Below are 15,832 nucleotides of genomic sequence, written 5' to 3'. Positions count from 1 at the left end.
AGTGGGGACGGTCAGGGACCGTTCGACGGATCGCGCGGCTCGGACGGTGGCCGCGAGACCCCCGTCCGGGGGTCGGGATCACGGTCGCTCCCGGTGCGTCGGAGATTCCGGCGTCCGCGGGGCCGCCGCAGATTTTCGGTCCCGGGCGGACGGACGACGGTACAGGCGGTCCCTCGGCGCAGGGGTCCAGTCCGGCCGACGAGCGGTCGAGCAGCGGCGGAGCGTCCGCGACCGACTCCGAGGCGGCGACCGGCTCGACCGAGTCGGCCGAGTCGCCCGGTGCGGGTGACTCCTCCTCCGACGAGGGCGCCGCGAGCGATCTCGGGTACGACGACGCGCCGATCCGGTCGACCGCGTACGACCTCCCCGGGTTCGGTCTCGTCGGGTCGCTCGCGGCGGTGGCGTGTGCGTCGCTGCTCGCCCGCTGCCGTGCGCGTAAGCCGTGAAAGTGGAGCCGCCAAGCCGACCTGGAATACCGGAAGACGCTCGCCGGATCGGCCACCGAAGCTCGTTCGCTGCCGCCGATCCCCGATATCCTTTTCTCGGCGCCGCCGTTCGATCAGGTATGAGCGTGACCATCACACCGCCGCAGGAGCGCACGTGCGAGCTGTGCGGGCGCGAGGAGCGGTGGGACGACGAGACCGACGGGTGGCGGATCGCCGACGACCCCGGAAACGTCTACTGTATCCACGAGTGGGACATCAACGGCACGTTCGTCCCCCTCGACGAGTAACTCCTGACTGGACGTTTCACCACTCGTTTCGGAATACGCGAAACGTTCTCAGAGCTGTTTCAGTATCTCCGTTGAGACCGTGCCCAGAAACGCAAATTACTGATCGGTTCTAAGGTGTGTGATTTGTTCACCACCCGTTATGAATAATTACCTTATATTCCCTAATGTGTGTACGATGGATCCTACCCCTATCAGGGTCATACCTTTAACTATTCATCCGTGAGGGGGCGTATGACCAAGTCACGTAGTACCACCCGGGGCGTACGCGACTCGGAGTCCTCGGGTCAGGAGGGGGGACTCGCGGCGCCGACGGACGACCGGTCGAACTGCGGTATCGGTGGCGTCGTCGACCTCGACGCCGCGCCGTCGCACGAGGCCGTCACGGACGCGATCACGCTGCTCGAGAACCTCGAACACCGCGGGACGACCGGCGCCGAGGAGAACACCGGGGACGGTGCGGGGATCATGGTCGCCCGCCCCGACGGGTTCTTCCGCGAGGTCGTCGACGCCGACCTCCCCGAGGAGTACGCCGTCGGCTCCGTGTTCATGCCGCCGGAACCGGGCGTTCAGGCGGAGATCCACGATGTCATCGCCGAGGTGTGCGCCGTCTACGGGCTGGAGGTGCTCACGTGGCGCTCGGTCCCTACCGACAACGCCGACCTCGGCGCCACGGCGCTCGAATCGGAGCCGGAGGTGTCGCAGGTGTTCGTCGCTCCGGTCGAGGGCGCGGGTCTCGCCCAGCGGTTCACGACCGAGGAGACTCGACCCGACGACGCGGACCCCGAACTGCTCGGGTTCGACCGCGCGCTGTACGCGGCCCGCCGCGAGATCGAGAACGCGGTGTCCGACGTCGACGGCGCGGGACGCTTCTACGTCTGCTCGCTCGACCGCCAGCGCGTCGTCTACAAGGGCCTGCTGAAGGGGTCGCAGCTCGCCGACTACTACACGGACCTGACCGACGAGCGGTTCGCGAGCCACGTCGCCCTGGTCCATGCGCGCTTCTCGACGAACACGCTCGGCGCGTGGCACCTCGCGCACCCGTACCGGAACATCGTCCACAACGGGGAGTTCAACACGATCCGCGGCAACGTCAACTGGATGCGGGCCCGCGAGAACGACCTCGAACACCCGGCGTTCGGGGCCGAGCTGGACACGATCAAGCCGGTGATCGACGACCCGAACCAGTCCGACACCGCGAGCGTCGACAACGCGCTCGAACTCCTCCTCCAGACCGACCGCGACCTCCCCCACGCTCTCCGGATGCTGATCCCCGAGGCGTTCCGCGGCGACGACCTGATGGACGACGACCGCGCGGACTTTTATGACTACCACGCCTCGCTCGTCGAGCCGTGGGACGGTCCCGCCCTCGTCATCGGCTTCGACGGCGAGCGCGTCGCCGGCGTCCTGGACCGCAACGGTCTCCGGCCGTGTCGCTACGAGGTGACGACCGACGACCGCCTCGTCGTCGGCAGCGAGGTCGGCGCGCTCCCGACGGACCCCGCCGACGTGCGCCGCCGCGGTCGGCTCCAGCCCGGCGAGATCTTCGTCGCGGACCCGGAGACGGGTCGGATCGTCCCCGACGACGAGGTGTTCGAGGACCTCACCGACGAGAAGTACAGCGAGTGGGTCGACCGCGGCCAGGTCGACCTCGACGAACTCACCGACGAGGACGGGGTCGCGGCCGGAGTCGACGCCCCCGGAGACGACGGGTCGGACGCGATCGACTCGGAGGTAACTGACTCGGAGGCGACCGATCCCGACGACACCGAACCGACCGTCCGCGCCCATCAGGCCGCGTTCGGCTACACGACCGACTCGCTGAACCACCTCGTCGAGCCGATGGCGGAAGACGGGAAGGACCCGGTCGGCTCGATGGGCGACGACACCCCGCTGTCGGTCCTCGCCGACATCGACCGCCCCCTCTTCACCTACTTCAAACAGCTGTTCGCGCAGGTGTCGAACCCGCCGATCGACTACATCCGCGAGGAGCTGGTCACCTCGCTTGAGACCCGGATCGGGAACCAGCGCAACCTCCTCAACGAGACGCCGGAGCACGCGGAGCAGATCGTCGCCGACACGCCGGTCCTGACGGACGCCGAGACGACCGCCCTCCGCGACCTTCCGGGACCGGGAGAACGGACTCCCAGCGACAGCGACGAGAACGCGTCCGACGGCCCCTCGTTCACCTCCGTGACGGTCGACGTCACCTACGACCGCGACAGCTCGCTCGTCGACGCCGTGAGCCGGGTCCGCGAGGACGCGGCGGTCGCGATCGAGGACGGCACCGACGTCGTCGTGCTCTCTGACCGCGCCGTGGGACCGGATCGGCTCGCGGTGCCGAGCCTGCTCGCGACCGGCGCGGTCCACCACCACCTCGTCCGCAAGGGGCTTCGCAACCGCGCGGGCGTCGTCGTCGAGTCCGGCGAGCCGCACGAGGTCCACCACCTCGCGACGCTCGTCGGCTACGGCGCGGACGCGGTCGACCCGTACCTCGCGTACGCCTCCATCGCCGACGTGGTCGCCGGGCCGGACGGGGCCGACGAGGACGAGGCGCTCGCGGCGTACCGCCACGCGCTGGAGGACGGTCTCCTCAAGACGATGGCGAAGATGGGCATCTCGACGATGGAGTCGTACCAGGGCGCCCAGATATTCGAGGCGGTCGGGCTCGACTCCGAGTTCGTCGCCGAATACTTCGAGGGGACGGAGATCCGGACCGAGGGAATCGGGATCGAGCAGATCGAAGACGACCTCCGCACCCGCCACGCGATGGCGTTCGGCGCCGACCCAGAGCTGGAGACCACCGGCGAGTACGAACACCGCTCGACCGGCGTGAAACACGGCTGGAACCCCCAGACCGTCGGCACGCTCCAGCAGGCGGTCCGCGGCGGCGACTACGATCAGTACCGCGAGTTCGCCGAGCTGGTGAACGACCAGACCGAGGAGCTACAGTCGCTTCGCGGCCTCCTCGAGTTCGACTCCGACCGCGACCCGGTTCCGGTCGAACAGGTCGAGTCGGTCGAGTCGATCGTCGAGCGCTTCTCGACCGCCGCGATGAGCCTCGGGAGCATCTCGCCGGAGGCCCACGAGAACAACGCCATCGCGATGAACCGGCTGGGCGCGAAGTCGAACACGGGCGAGGGCGGCGAGCCGCCGGAGCGGTTCGACACCGAGAAGGAGTGTACCGTCAAGCAGGTCGCCTCCGGGCGCTTCGGCGTCACCTCGGAGTACCTCGCGAACGCGGAGGAGCTACAGATCAAGATGGCACAGGGGTCGAAGCCCGGCGAGGGCGGCCACCTCCCGGGCGAGAAGGTCAACGAGATGATCGCGCACGTCCGGTGTTCGACGCCCGGCGTCGGGCTCATCTCGCCGCCGCCCCAACACGACATCTACTCGATCGAGGACCTCAAGCAGCTCATCTTCGACCTGAAGGCCGCGAGTCCCGAGGCCGACGTCAACGTGAAGCTGGTCTCGGAGGCGGGGATCGGCACCATCGCGGCCGGGGTCGCGAAGGCGAACGCCGACGTGGTCCACGTCTCCGGCCACGACGGGGGGACCGGCGCGTCGCCGAAGACGTCGATCAAGAACGCCGGCCTGCCGTGGGAGCTGGGCCTCGCGGAGGCGAACCAGATGCTCCGCGCGACCGGCCTGCGCGACCGTATCCGCGTGTCGGCCGACGGCGGGCTGCGGACCGGCCGCGACGTCGCGGTCGCGGCCGCGCTCGGCGCCGAGGAGTACGTCTTCGGCACCGCGTCGCTCGTCACCTCCGGCTGCGTGATGGCCCGGCAGTGCCACGAGAACACCTGTCCGGTCGGCGTCGCCACCCAGCGCGAGGACCTCCGCCAGCGGTTCCCGGGCCAGCCCGACCACGTGGTCAACTACATGACGTTCATCGCGCAAGAGCTGCGCGAGATCATGGCCGAGCAGGGGTACACGGAGCTGGAGGAGTTCATCGGCCGGCCCGAACTGCTCACGCAGCGGGAGACCGATCACGAGAAGGCGAAACACCTCGACCTGTCGGCCGTGATCGCCGAGCCGGCTGGCGAGTCCCGCACGAAGGTCCGCGAGCAGGCCCACTCCGGCATCGACGATCTGCTCGACTGGGACCTCATCGACGAGGCCGCGCCCGCCATCGAGGACGGCGCGCCGGTCGCGCTCACCCGCGACGTGCGCAACGTCGACCGCGCGGTCGGCGCGACGCTCTCGAACCGCGTCGTCTCCGAACACGGCGGCGAGGGGCTGCCGGACGACACCATCTCCTGCCGGTTCGACGGCGAGGCGGGCCAGAGCTTCGGGGCGTTCCTCGCGCCCGGGATCACGATGGAGCTGTCGGGCGCCGCCAACGACTACGTCGGGAAGGGCCTCTCCGGCGGCCGCCTCGTGATCGACACGCCCGCGGAGGCCAGCTACGACCCGACCGAGAACGTCGTCGCCGGCAACGTCTGTCTGTACGGCGCCACCTCGGGCGAAATGTACGTCAATGGCGTCGCCGGCGAGCGGTTCGGCGTCCGCAACTCGGGCGTCAGCGCGGTCGTCGAAGGCGTCGGCGACCACGGCTGCGAGTACATGACCGGCGGCGTCGTCGCCGTGCTCGGTGAGACGGGCCGCAACTTCGCGGCCGGGATGTCCGGCGGTATCGCGTACGTGTACGACCCCGACGACCGGTTCGACGAGCGCGTGAACCGCGGGATGGTCTCCGTCTCCGAGACGCTGGAGGAGTCCGACGAGCGGATGCTCCGCCGACTCGTCGAGAACCACCGGGCGTACACCGACAGCGAGCGCGCCGCCGACTTACTCGACGACTGGGAGGCCGCGCTCGACGACTTCGTCCGCGTCTTCCCCGACGCGTACGCCGACGTCATCGCCGAGGGCATCGGCGACGACGTGCGCGACGAGCCGCCCGCGCCCGCCGCCGCGGTGCCGGACGCCGGCGCCGACGCGGCCGGGCAGGTCTCGGGCGACGACTGAGGGTCGCGGGAAGGAAACCGGACGAACCCCTTATTCGAGCGTCTCCGAGTCGACCTCGCTCTCGGTCGTCGCGCGCTCGACCGCGCGGTCGACGTGGCGCTCGCGGGCGCGCTCGACGAACTCCTCCGGCAGCTCGTCTATCTCGCCGGCCTGAACGCCCCAGAGCTTCGCGTACAGCCCGTCCTCGGCGAGCAACTCCTCGTGGCTCCCGCGTTCGACGACCTCACCGTCCTCCAGCACGAGCGCGGTGTCGGCGTCGGTCACCGTCGAGAGGCGGTGCGCGATGACGAACGTGGTGCGGTCGGCTGCGAGGCGGTCGAGCGAGCGCTGGATCAGCATCTCCGTCTCCGTGTCGACCGCCGAGGTCGCCTCGTCGAGGATTAAGATTGCGGGGTCCTGAAGGACGACCCGAGCGATGGCGAGCCGCTGGCGCTGGCCGCCGGAGAGCTTCACGCCGCGCTCGCCGATCCGCGTCTCGTAGCCGTTCGGCAGCGACGAGATGAACTCGTGGGCCTCCGCGGCCTTCGCGGCCTCGACCACGCGCTCGCGGATCGCCTCCGCGTCGCCCCGCGCGTTGTCACCCACCCCGTCACCGCCGTCCTCGTCGATCCGCGTGAACCGCCCGTAGCGGATGTTCTCGGCGATCGTGCCGTCGAACAGCGTGGTGTCCTGCGCGACGTAGCCGACCGACGAGCGGAGGCTCTCGACGGTCACGTCGCGGACGTCGTGGCCGTCGACGGAGATGGCGCCGTCGGTGACGTCGTACAGCCGGAGGAGGAGCTTCAGCAGCGTCGACTTCCCGGCGCCGGTCGGTCCCACGAGTGCGACGGTATCGCCCGGGTCGGCGGCAAAGGAGACGCCGCGGAGGACCTCTTCGTCGGCGTCCTCGGGGTCGACGAGGGCGTTCTCGGGGTACGCGAAGGAGACGTTGTCGTACTCGACGGCGCCCGCGACGCCGCCGTGGTCGGCGGTGGTTTCGCCGGAGCCGTCGTCGCTTGTGTCGTCGCCGTCGTCGGTTCCGCGGTCGTCTCGGCTCCCGCCGTCGCCCCGGGCGTCGCCGCCGAGTTCGATCGCGTCGTCGTTGTCCTCGATGCGGACCGGGATGTCGCGGAGGCCGAACACGCGCTCGCAGGAGGCCTTCGCGTTCTCGTACTGGTCGATGATGTTCGACACCTCCGCGAGGGGGGCGACGAACTGTTGGGTGAGGAGGACGAAGGTGACGAACGTTCCGACCGTCAGCTCCGTCGTGAACGGTCCCGGCGGACCGTTCTCCAGCCAGAATCCGCCGACCGAGAAGGTGGCGGCGAACGCCAGCCCGGCGAGTAGCTCCATCCCGGGCCGGTAGACGTAGTTGAGCCGGAGGATCGACATCGTGCGCTGGAAGTACGAGAAGGACGCGTCCTCGACGCGCTCGCTCTCGTGGGACTCCGTGTTGGAGGTCTTCACCAGCTCGACGCCCGACAGCGCGTTTTCGAGGGCGGTGTTGAGGTCGCCGACGACGGAGCGCTGCGCGACGTACCGCGGCTCGACCGCGCGCATGAACCAGAGCGTAAAGAGGACCATCAGCGGAATCGCGGCGAGGGTGACGATCGCCAGCTCGTAGTTGTAGTAGACGAGGACGCCCGCGATCCCCACGAGCATGACGCCGAGCCGCGCGGAGTTCTGGAGGGCGTTGTCTAAGAACACCTCCAGGTTCGAGGCGTCGTTGTTGAGGACGGACATGACCTCGCCGGTCTGTTTGTCGTCGAAGAAGGTCATGTCGAGCCGTTGCGATCTGGTCGAAGGAGTCGGTGCGAACCGCGTGCATCACGCGGTGCGCGAAGTTGTTCGCGGCGATGCCGTAGATGTACGTGAACACGCCTGTCACGATGAACGACCCGAAGATGAGCAGCACCGAGAGCTGGAACTGCGCCTCCCCCTTGGTGGGCAGCCAGGCGTCCGGCACGATCGGGAGCGTGTACGGGCCGGTACCGGTGAAGACGGCGTCGATGGCGACGCCGAGGACGACCGGCGGGATCAGCCCCGCGACCCGGGCGATCACGTTGGCGACCATTCCGATCACGAGCCAGTGGGCCTCCGAGGCCCCGTACTCGCGGAACAGCCGACTCAGGGGTCGGTCGACCCGGTCGCGGTACACTTCGAAGGCGTTGCGCTCGTCGGCAGCCATGGGAGTACGAGCGCCGGAAGCCCCATGTATCCGGCGACCTCGGCGGCCCGTTCCGGGTTCCGGTGATCACGATTCTCGACCCGCCGATCACTTATAAAGAGCCGACCGAGTGCGGTGGCGTCGCCGGCGGCTCTGCCGCCGGCTGCAAGAGGCGCGTCGCGCCTCGCTGCGTGCCTCCGAGTGGCCGCCGGAGGCGGCCGCGAGGAGCACGCGCGAGGGACGCGGCGAACGCGAGCGGCGAAGCCGCGAGCCGTGAGCCGCGAGGCTGGGGAGGCGTGAGGTGCGGGCTGGGCGGTGCGGGGTGGGACTCAAAGGGGCAGCCGCGCTCGACGAACCCCAGCGACGCAAGGACCGCAGGGAGCGTCGCGACCGAGGACCGCAGCGAGCTGTGGGAGTCGAGCGCGGCTGGGGCTTTGGCGGTGTTCACCGCCGATCCACCAGTAGCCATTTATAAATTCCATACGCGTGAAGCGGTGACCGACCCGTCTCAGCGAGAGTGATCTGGTCGCCGGTCGGTTTAATAAGCGTCACTCGAACCCTCGTACGTGGACGAACTCGTCGTGAGTACGGAGGTGTACGCCGACCCGGAAGAGGTGTACGCGTTCCTGCTCGATTTCCCGCGGTACGCGAACTACTCGGAGTACCTCCGGGAGGTCCGAACCGTCACCGGCGACGGTGGTCCCGGAACTCAGTACGCGCTCACGTTCGCGTGGTGGAAGATCTCCTACACCGCCCGCTCGGAGGTGACCGGCGTCGACCCGCCCGAGCGGATCGACTGGGAGATCACGAAGGACATCGACGCCGGCGGCTGCTGGCGGGTGACGCCGCCCGCGACCGACGGCGGTGACGAGAGCGCCGACCAGACCGTCGACGCCCCCTGCGAGGTCGCGCTCGAAGTCGAGTTCGACCCTGGCTCCGCCAGCTCCGACGCGCTCGACCTGCCGCGGCTGGTCTCGTTCGACTGGGTGTTGAAGAAGGCGATCCCGCTGATCAGAAGCGAGGCCGAGCAGGTCGTCGAGCGCGCTGTCCGGGACTTAGAGGGGTCGAAGCGCGACGTCGACCTCGACGTGTACGTGGACTCGAACCGGATCTGAGTGCGGGCAGAGCGCGACCCCGTCGGTCCGCGATTCGAAGCCCTTAAGATATTCACCGCGGAACGAACGAATGCGTTCGCGGGCTCGTAAATCAGTGGTAGATCATCCCCCTGGCACGGGGAAGGCCCGGGGTTCAAATCCCCGCGAGTCCACTCCTTCGCTCACTTCGTTCGCTCAGTCGTTCCCTCGCTTGGTCCCACTCGCTCACTCCGTTCGCTCGCGGGACCCCCGCGAGTCCATGATATTGCGCCGCGAGCAACGTCCCGAGCGGCGCAAATCTGTAACGAGCAGGGTTTGAACCCTACCAGTCGCGCGCAGCGAGCGCAGCGAGCAAGGACGCCCTCCCGGAGCTGGCGCAGTGCGATGTCGTCGGGCGGGGCGTGCCGCAGGCGGACTGACTTCTAATTCAAATCAACAAGTACGTAGTAACCACCGCAGTAAGTATTGAAACGGCGATAGTAGATATAGTGAGTTTGCGATGTAACGACGCTATTTGCTCTCGATGTTCGGTTAAGATATCGTCCATCTGTTCACGGTGTTGTTCGAATATTTCTTCCATCTCATCTGGATCAGTTCCTTTCGGTCTTTTGCTAACAGCCATATCGAATATGTCTGCGGCAGGGGACTTATTTTTGATTGCTTACACACAGATCTAATGCCCACGTGTGGGCCGATTTCCCACGCGTGGGGGGCTGTGTGTACACAATTGGATTTTTACCACCGGGAGAACAACGTGGTTGTATGAGAAATAGCAAGAGATGTGCTGCGAACGGATTCGAAAACGTTCGTTGTAACAATGAGGGTACAGTAAGAGTAACCATTGACGGAAACCGGGGGTACTATTGCTCAGAGTGCGCTGAACAGCTTCGGAGAGCGGGTCGTCGTGAATTTCGTTACTAACTCTGACTTCCCCTCCGCTCCAACTACCCGACTTCGTTGACACCAGAATTGCGTTAATGGCGAGGGATTTTCGGGGGCGAGTCGCTGATCCCTGCGCGGGTTGGAGCCAATCGTAGACGGACTGGACTCATTTAGTCCAAGTCGTACTTCGACACACTTTCTGGACAGTCTCACACTAAAAGTAGCCGACTACTCGCCAGTTGGGCGAGAAAGACCTGTATATTGCCTAGTCGACTCAAATTTATGGGGTCTCTGTTGCTTGGCTCTGTATAACTCTAACCAATAGGGAATAGTTCAGTCTGAAAATAACGTTTCTGATTTATTCACAACCTCTCTGAATGATAGATACTTGATTAACTGATTTTCACGGAGATTCTCATCTATCTGACTCATACAATCCTCCATAGAATTACAGCATATCTTCAGGAGAGTTCGCATTTCCTCTTTGTTAAACTCGGTATAGTGTTCAAAATGAAATTGAAGTAATACATCTAGAATTCTCTTTGTGATTATTTTATGTGACTCCCTAATTCTAGTGTGTGGTCCATCATGAGCAATATCATTCCGTTTGTCGTATAATTCATCTAATTTCTCCTGTTGATGCCAAGGAACGTAGTGATCCGTAGCCTCTAATTTAAAAAGTCCAATCGCACGTTTCGAGACTTGTTGTCGTGGTTGTCCACGTTCCACATGAGTCAGATTTTCGAGCCCTCTCCAAAAACTAAAGAATGATTGCTGAGGGGACGACCTAGTGAGTCCATCTTGATATGCTAACAGAGCATTTATGAGATCATTATCAATTTGTGTATTGTCATCACCATCATGATTAACAGCATTGAGATCTGGCAACTCATCTAGCCAGTTTTCGTATTCAGACATATCCTCGTGAGCTCTTAGTGGTCGTCGTCGATATTCAAAATCCCCTATTTGATATCGGATATGATTTTGATCATCAAGAACTATGTATATAAATGGTTGACGCAGAGGTGACCATCGCTGATAATATGGGCTATTACCACTCGGTTGAGTGGGTGCCCGAGATCGGCGATAATGAACAAAATTTAATTTTGAGATAAACAGCTGTATGATACTCTGAGCGGCATATATTGCGTATTCTGGGTCTCGAGCGAAATATTCTACCTCCCAGAATGTGAATTTATTGTTGTTAAATTTGTCTGGTCCTAATTCATTTGGCGATTCACGATACAAAAACCTCTCAAGAGATTCGTTTTCTCTCGCAGGATCCTCATAATTTTTCTCCCACTCATGTCTAGATATTTTGGTTACATCTCCATCTGGTGTGTGAAATGTATCTCCCGGTTCGCCCATACCAATAATATTGAGTGGAAAAGCTATCGTGTATCTTGTTAATCCGGATCCAAGCATCTCTTTACACATTTCATTTTTTAGGGATTCAAATTCATTTCGAAGGTTTATATTCGAATCATCGTCAAGACGTGCTGCTAATTCAAAAATAATCTCTTTCACCGACTGAATTATGGTATGCTGAGTTACCCTGTGGTGATGATGATCTATTGATAATTCTTCTCCCGCTATTCGTGAAATATATTTATGGAATTCATCTGCTCTGGATGGAGAGACTCCATATCCATCTTGAGTAATCGATCTACGCGTACAGTCAATGGCTTGTTTGATTTTACTGTCTGTCATAGATCTGAATTTCTATTACAGAACCTCAAATGTGGAGACAGAGATATAATTTGTTGGTTAAGAATGTTCTGAGAAGGATAAAGTAGACAGATAGATCCGCTTCCATCCGGAACATCAAGGGTTCGCTTATATCCCGGCACCGTCTCGGGGCGAGACATAATAAGCGACGGAACAGTTTTCGACGACGATCATTTGCCTGCTACGATCGTCGGCCGGAACCGCCACATGAACGAGGTAACCGACGCCCTCGCGCCGATCGAAGACGGGCAGCGCGCCGAGAATCACTTTCTCTTCGGCCCCTCCGACGCTGGGAAGACGACTGTCGCGAGGGCCACCGATCCTCGCCTCGGCGTCGACTCCTCTCCGGTAAAACTACGGGTCCTACCGGCTCCAATATGCGCCGCTCACGCCGGCCACGCCTCCCGCTCCCGCCGGTCCGCCTCGCCCGTGAGTTCCGGCGGCACCTCCTCCAACAACACCGGCGCGAACGAGGCCCCGACGTGCCACGCGACCACCTCGTCGTCTACCCCCTCCAGTCGCACGTCCTCCTGCCCGTAGTACTCGCCGTCGACCGTACAGGAGCCGCCGCCGTCGGTAAAGCAGACCTCCCCGCGGTCGTCGTAGGTGACCTGGACGTGCGCCTCCCGCGCCTCGTCGACAAACTCCCACGCGAACTCGTCGCTCCCGGCGATGTCCTCGCGGTCGGCGAAGTAGTCGAGTCCCGTCGCGACCGCGTCCTCGACGCGCCGCGGGACCTCCCCGCTCTCGGCGCGCAGGTGGACCTTCACCGGGCGATGCGTCGCGAGCGTGCTCGTCTCGGCCATCAGTCCGGTCGGCTCCTCGCCGTGTTCGAGCCCCTGAACGTGGCCGAGCTCGTGGATGATCGTCGCGTTCATCTCCGCGTCGGAGATCCGGGGGTCGACGGTCGCGGTCATCGGCTCCCGCGGCTCGTCGACGAGGAGGTCCGCGCAGCCGAAGTACCGCGTCTCGTTGGTCTCCTCCACGCCGCACCGCTCTACCCGATCGAACCGCAGGACGACGTCGGCGTCCCTCTCGTCTCCCACCCGCTCGTAATCGACCGGGTAGCCGAGGTAGCGCTCGTCGTTGCGCTCCCAGTACCCCGTCGCGGCCGCGACCACCCCGGAGACGTTCCGGTCGACCGCGCCGTCGTCGACGGAGAGCCGGAGCGTCGTCTTCCCGTACGGGCTCGGGTGGACCACCGACACGGTCCGCTCGCGCGTTCGGTTCGCGGTCGTCACGACAGCGGGGTAGTCGCCGCCGTCGAGTCGCACGTCCGCGAACGTGACGGACACCCGCGCCTCCGCGCCGCCGTCGAGCGCGACCGTTCGGTTCGCCGTCGCCCCGGTCCCGTACCGGATCCGGACGGTCTGGCTGCCCGTCAGGTCGCCGACGTTCGCCACGGTCGCGACGACCGACAGGTTCTCGCCGTATTCCACGCGCTCCGGCGCATCGACCTCGGAGACGACGAACGTCGCCGCCCGCGCCTCCGCGACGGCGACCGTCCGCGTCGCGCTCGCCGCGCCGACGCTCACCGATAGCTCGTGCTCGCCCGGGTCGAGCGCCGCGGCGTCGATCTCGGCCGTCACCGTCATCGACCCGTTCGCCGGGACAGACCGGTTCTCGGCGCGCAGCGTCCGGTCGCCAACGCGGACCGTCACCCGAACCGGGTCGAGCGTCGCGTTCGAACTCCCCTCGTCCGCCGATCCGTCGGTGTCGGCCGTCGACCCGTCCGCGTCGCTCGCGAGACCCTCCCACCGGACGGTCGCCTCGACCGTCGCCCGCTCGTCGTGTTCGAGCGACGCCGGCGCGGAGACGGACTCGATCGACGGCGACGGCTCCCCGAGGGGTCCGGCTCCGCCGATGTCGCCGCCGAGTCCGCCACAGCCGGCGAGCGCGACGAGCAGGACGAGGGCGACGGCGGCGGTGATCTCTCGCATCGGTCGTCCGAACCTCGGAGACGGAGACGGATAACGTTCGTTTCAACCGACCGCCACGTGGCGGGACCGAGTCCGGAGTCCGACTCCGGCCGAACCGCCGCCGCTGCGCCGTCTGAGAGCTATTTCCCGTCAGAACACCCCCGGGAACAGCACGTAGACGAACACCGCGGTCAGCAGTCCGCCGACGCCGACGTAGTAGGCGACCGGGATCAGGTTGAGCCGGACGACCCGGCCCGTCTTCCCGACGAGACCGACCGTCGCGAGCGCGGCGATCACGTTGTGGATCGCGATCGTGTTCCCGATCGCGGCGCCGACCGTCTGCGCGCCGACGAGCAGCTGCGTCGAGAGGCCGAGCTCCTGAGCGATCTCGAACTGGAACGCCGCGAACGTCACGTTGATCACGGTGATCGAGCCGGCGATGAACGCGCCGAGGGTGCCGACCACGGGGGCGAACAGCGGGTACGCGGCGCCGAACGTCGAGGCCGTCGCGTCCGCGAGCACGACGATCATGCTGCCGGCGGCGGCCGCGTCCGGGTGCGCCGCGGTCTGGAGCATCACTTCGACCATCGCGATGACGAAGACTAGCGAGACCGCGGGCGAGACGATCTTCCCGGCGGCCTCGCGCCACGCGCTCGTCACCTCGTCGGTCGGCATCCCGAGGACCGGAACCGCGATCAGCGCGCTGGCGAGCAGCCACGTCCCCGGGACGTACGCCCAGCCGATCTCTCCGCCGATCTCCCCGCCGATCTCCGTCCCGAGGACGTTCGAGACGGCGATCGTCATCCCCGGTCCCTCCTGGAGGAACGTCGCGATCGGGTCGATAACGCGGATGCCGATCAGCAGGACGACGAGCGCGGCGTACGGCGACCACGCGCGGAGCAGCGACATCTCGGCGCCGTCGGCACCGCCGGCACCGCCGGCACCGCCGCCCGTTCCCCCGGTCGTCGCTCTCCGTCTCTGCCCGTCACTCTCGGTCCGCGACGCCGTCGCCCTGAAGCCGACGCGCGCCGAGCGCGAACAGCCCCAGTCCGAGCAGGTAGAGCCGCCAGCCGCTGTTCGCGACCGGGAACCGCCGGTCGACCGGCTCCTCGACGTCGAGATCGGGGTCGCGCGGCTGGACCGGGTTGTTGACGTGGACCGACTCGCTCGTTCCGCCGGCGCCGGCGTCGACGGTCCGGGACCCGGTCTCCGGGTCGATTCGGATATCGACGAACGTCTGGACGAACCCGTCGGCCGTCGAGTAGAGTATCTCCCCGTCGAGGCTGAAAAAGCGGTCTCGGAGCGGCCAGAACGCGTTCACGCCGTCGAGGTGGGTCCAGTCGAGCGCGACGTGCGCGAAGACGTGGACGAAGAGGGCGACCCACGCCACCGCGATCCACCGCGGCGAGAGCCGCTCGCGGATCCACGACTCCTCCCGAACGCGCGTGTCGTAGTACAGCGCCAGCGCGGCGATCGCGGGGAGGACGAAGTTGTGCCCGACCGTGCGGTGCGCGCCCGCCATGACCACCCCGAGGAAGCTGTCGGCCTCCGGGAGCACGAGGACGACGAGCAGGACCGCGAGCGCCCGGCGGTCAAGGCGGTCGCGCAGCAGCGCGGCCGCGAGCAGCAGCGCGAACCCGGCGTGGACTACCGTCGAGGGCATTCAGCGGGTCACCCCCGACTCTCGGGTGCCGAACCGGACCGCGAGCGTCGCGGCCGCGGCGGCGACGACGACCAGCTGCCACCCGCCGTCCACGAACCGGAACTCGCGGTCCGCGCCCGGGTCAAGTCCGGGGCGGCCGTCGGGGTTGACCCACGAGCCGACCGGGTCGGCGACCGCACCGCCGACGCTCCGAATCGGCAACGCTCCCGGTCCCTCCGCGCCCAGCGCGACGAACGTCTGGACGATTCCCTCCCGCGTCGAGAACACGAGTCGCCCGCGGAGCACGTAGCGCGCGTCCTCCAGCGGGTAGAGGAGCGCCGCGCCCTCGCCGGCGAACAGCGCCGACCCGATCCCGGCGACGACGAACGACGCGAGCGCGACCCACGCGACCCGCGTCGCGCGGCGGCCGAACCGCTCGCGGAGGGTCGACGCCGCGCGCAGCGTCGTGTCCCAGTAGAGCAGTCCGCCGGCGAGAAGGGGAATCCAGACGGCGTGGAGGAGGGCGTTCGTCGCGCCCGGGACGACGAGGCTCGCGACTGCGTCGAGACCGGGGAGGACCGCGGCCGCGACGACGACCGCGACCGCGCGGCGGTCGAACGCGTCGCCCAGCAGCGCGGCCGCGAGCAGCGCCCCCACGGCCGCGCTCACGAGCGTCGGTGCCATATCCGTCCTGACGCTCGGAGGCGAATAAGCGCTCCGGGC

At 65.7% G+C, this 15,832-nt stretch carries 7 protein-coding genes, 1 tRNA gene and 3 pseudogenes; 5 read left to right on the top strand and 6 right to left on the bottom strand.

Going from position 1 to position 15,832, the window contains the following annotated elements:
• Window positions 1-565: 565 nt before the first annotated feature.
• Window positions 566-733 (top strand): HEWD family protein, encoded by a 168-nt coding sequence (locus ACODNG_RS03915; RefSeq protein WP_434522509.1) that lies wholly within the window; start codon window positions 566-568, stop codon window positions 731-733.
• A 231-nt stretch (window positions 734-964) separates the two neighbouring features.
• The gene (gene gltB, locus ACODNG_RS03910) at window positions 965-5,698 is read left to right on the top strand and encodes a glutamate synthase large subunit (protein ID WP_434522508.1); all 4,734 of its coding nucleotides are present in this window, start codon (window positions 965-967) and stop codon (window positions 5,696-5,698) included.
• Between the two features lie 30 nt (window positions 5,699-5,728).
• Here the strand turns inward: gltB and ACODNG_RS03905 are convergent.
• Window positions 5,729-7,865, bottom strand: a pseudogene (locus ACODNG_RS03905) (ABC transporter ATP-binding protein).
• Between the two features lie 545 nt (window positions 7,866-8,410).
• On the opposite strand from ACODNG_RS03905, the gene ACODNG_RS03900 reads away from it, so the two are divergent.
• Together ACODNG_RS03900 and ACODNG_RS03895 are read left to right on the top strand one after the other, a co-directional pair.
• A complete protein-coding gene (locus ACODNG_RS03900; RefSeq protein ID WP_434522507.1) occupies window positions 8,411-8,959 on the top strand; it encodes an SRPBCC family protein in 549 nt (182 codons plus the stop codon).
• A gap of 80 nt (window positions 8,960-9,039) precedes the next feature.
• Window positions 9,040-9,111, top strand: a tRNA-Ala gene (locus ACODNG_RS03895).
• A gap of 1,042 nt (window positions 9,112-10,153) precedes the next feature.
• On the opposite strand, the gene ACODNG_RS03890 is transcribed toward ACODNG_RS03895, so the two are convergent.
• Window positions 10,154-11,530, bottom strand: a complete 1,377-nt coding sequence (locus tag ACODNG_RS03890; protein ID WP_434522506.1) for a hypothetical protein — start codon at window positions 11,528-11,530, stop codon at window positions 10,154-10,156.
• Window positions 11,531-11,734: 204 nt separating this feature from the next.
• On the opposite strand from ACODNG_RS03890, the pseudogene ACODNG_RS03885 reads away from it, so the two are divergent.
• Window positions 11,735-11,863 (top strand): annotated as a pseudogene (locus ACODNG_RS03885) (Cdc6/Cdc18 family protein); the annotation flags it as partial.
• Between the two features lie 71 nt (window positions 11,864-11,934).
• Here the strand turns inward: ACODNG_RS03885 and ACODNG_RS03880 are convergent.
• The 4 genes and pseudogenes from ACODNG_RS03880 to ACODNG_RS03865 form a co-directional block, all read right to left on the bottom strand.
• On the bottom strand, window positions 11,935-13,488 hold the full coding sequence (locus ACODNG_RS03880; RefSeq protein WP_434522505.1) for an Ig-like domain repeat protein: 1,554 nt from the start codon (window positions 13,486-13,488) through the stop codon (window positions 11,935-11,937).
• A gap of 129 nt (window positions 13,489-13,617) precedes the next feature.
• A pseudogene (locus tag ACODNG_RS03875) lies at window positions 13,618-14,412 on the bottom strand (L-lactate permease); the annotation flags it as partial.
• Between the two features lie 40 nt (window positions 14,413-14,452).
• The gene (locus ACODNG_RS03870) at window positions 14,453-15,130 is read right to left on the bottom strand and encodes a metal-dependent hydrolase (protein ID WP_434522504.1); all 678 of its coding nucleotides are present in this window, start codon (window positions 15,128-15,130) and stop codon (window positions 14,453-14,455) included.
• Window positions 15,131-15,793, bottom strand: a complete 663-nt coding sequence (locus ACODNG_RS03865) for a hypothetical protein (RefSeq protein ID WP_434522503.1) — start codon at window positions 15,791-15,793, stop codon at window positions 15,131-15,133. It lies immediately after the preceding gene.
• Window positions 15,794-15,832 lie beyond the last annotated feature (39 nt).

Origin of the sequence: Halorubrum sp. AS12 (genome assembly GCF_051122765.1) — an archaeon.
Taxonomy (GTDB): domain Archaea; phylum Halobacteriota; class Halobacteria; order Halobacteriales; family Haloferacaceae; genus Halorubrum; species Halorubrum trapanicum.
This window is presented reverse-complemented; position numbering and strand designations above follow the sequence as displayed.

Bases quoted from the DNA above. Each gene is read 5' to 3' on its own strand.
- ACODNG_RS03915 (WP_434522509.1), top strand. From the start codon at position 566: ATGAGCGTGACCATCACACCGCCGCAGGAGCGCACGTGCGAGCTGTGC.
- gltB (WP_434522508.1), top strand. From the start codon at position 965: ATGACCAAGTCACGTAGTACCACCCGGGGCGTACGCGACTCGGAGTCC.
- ACODNG_RS03890 (WP_434522506.1), bottom strand. From the start codon at position 11,530: ATGACAGACAGTAAAATCAAACAAGCCATTGACTGTACGCGTAGATCG.
- ACODNG_RS03880 (WP_434522505.1), bottom strand. From the start codon at position 13,488: ATGCGAGAGATCACCGCCGCCGTCGCCCTCGTCCTGCTCGTCGCGCTC.
- ACODNG_RS03870 (WP_434522504.1), bottom strand. From the start codon at position 15,130: ATGCCCTCGACGGTAGTCCACGCCGGGTTCGCGCTGCTGCTCGCGGCC.
- ACODNG_RS03865 (WP_434522503.1), bottom strand. From the start codon at position 15,793: ATGGCACCGACGCTCGTGAGCGCGGCCGTGGGGGCGCTGCTCGCGGCC.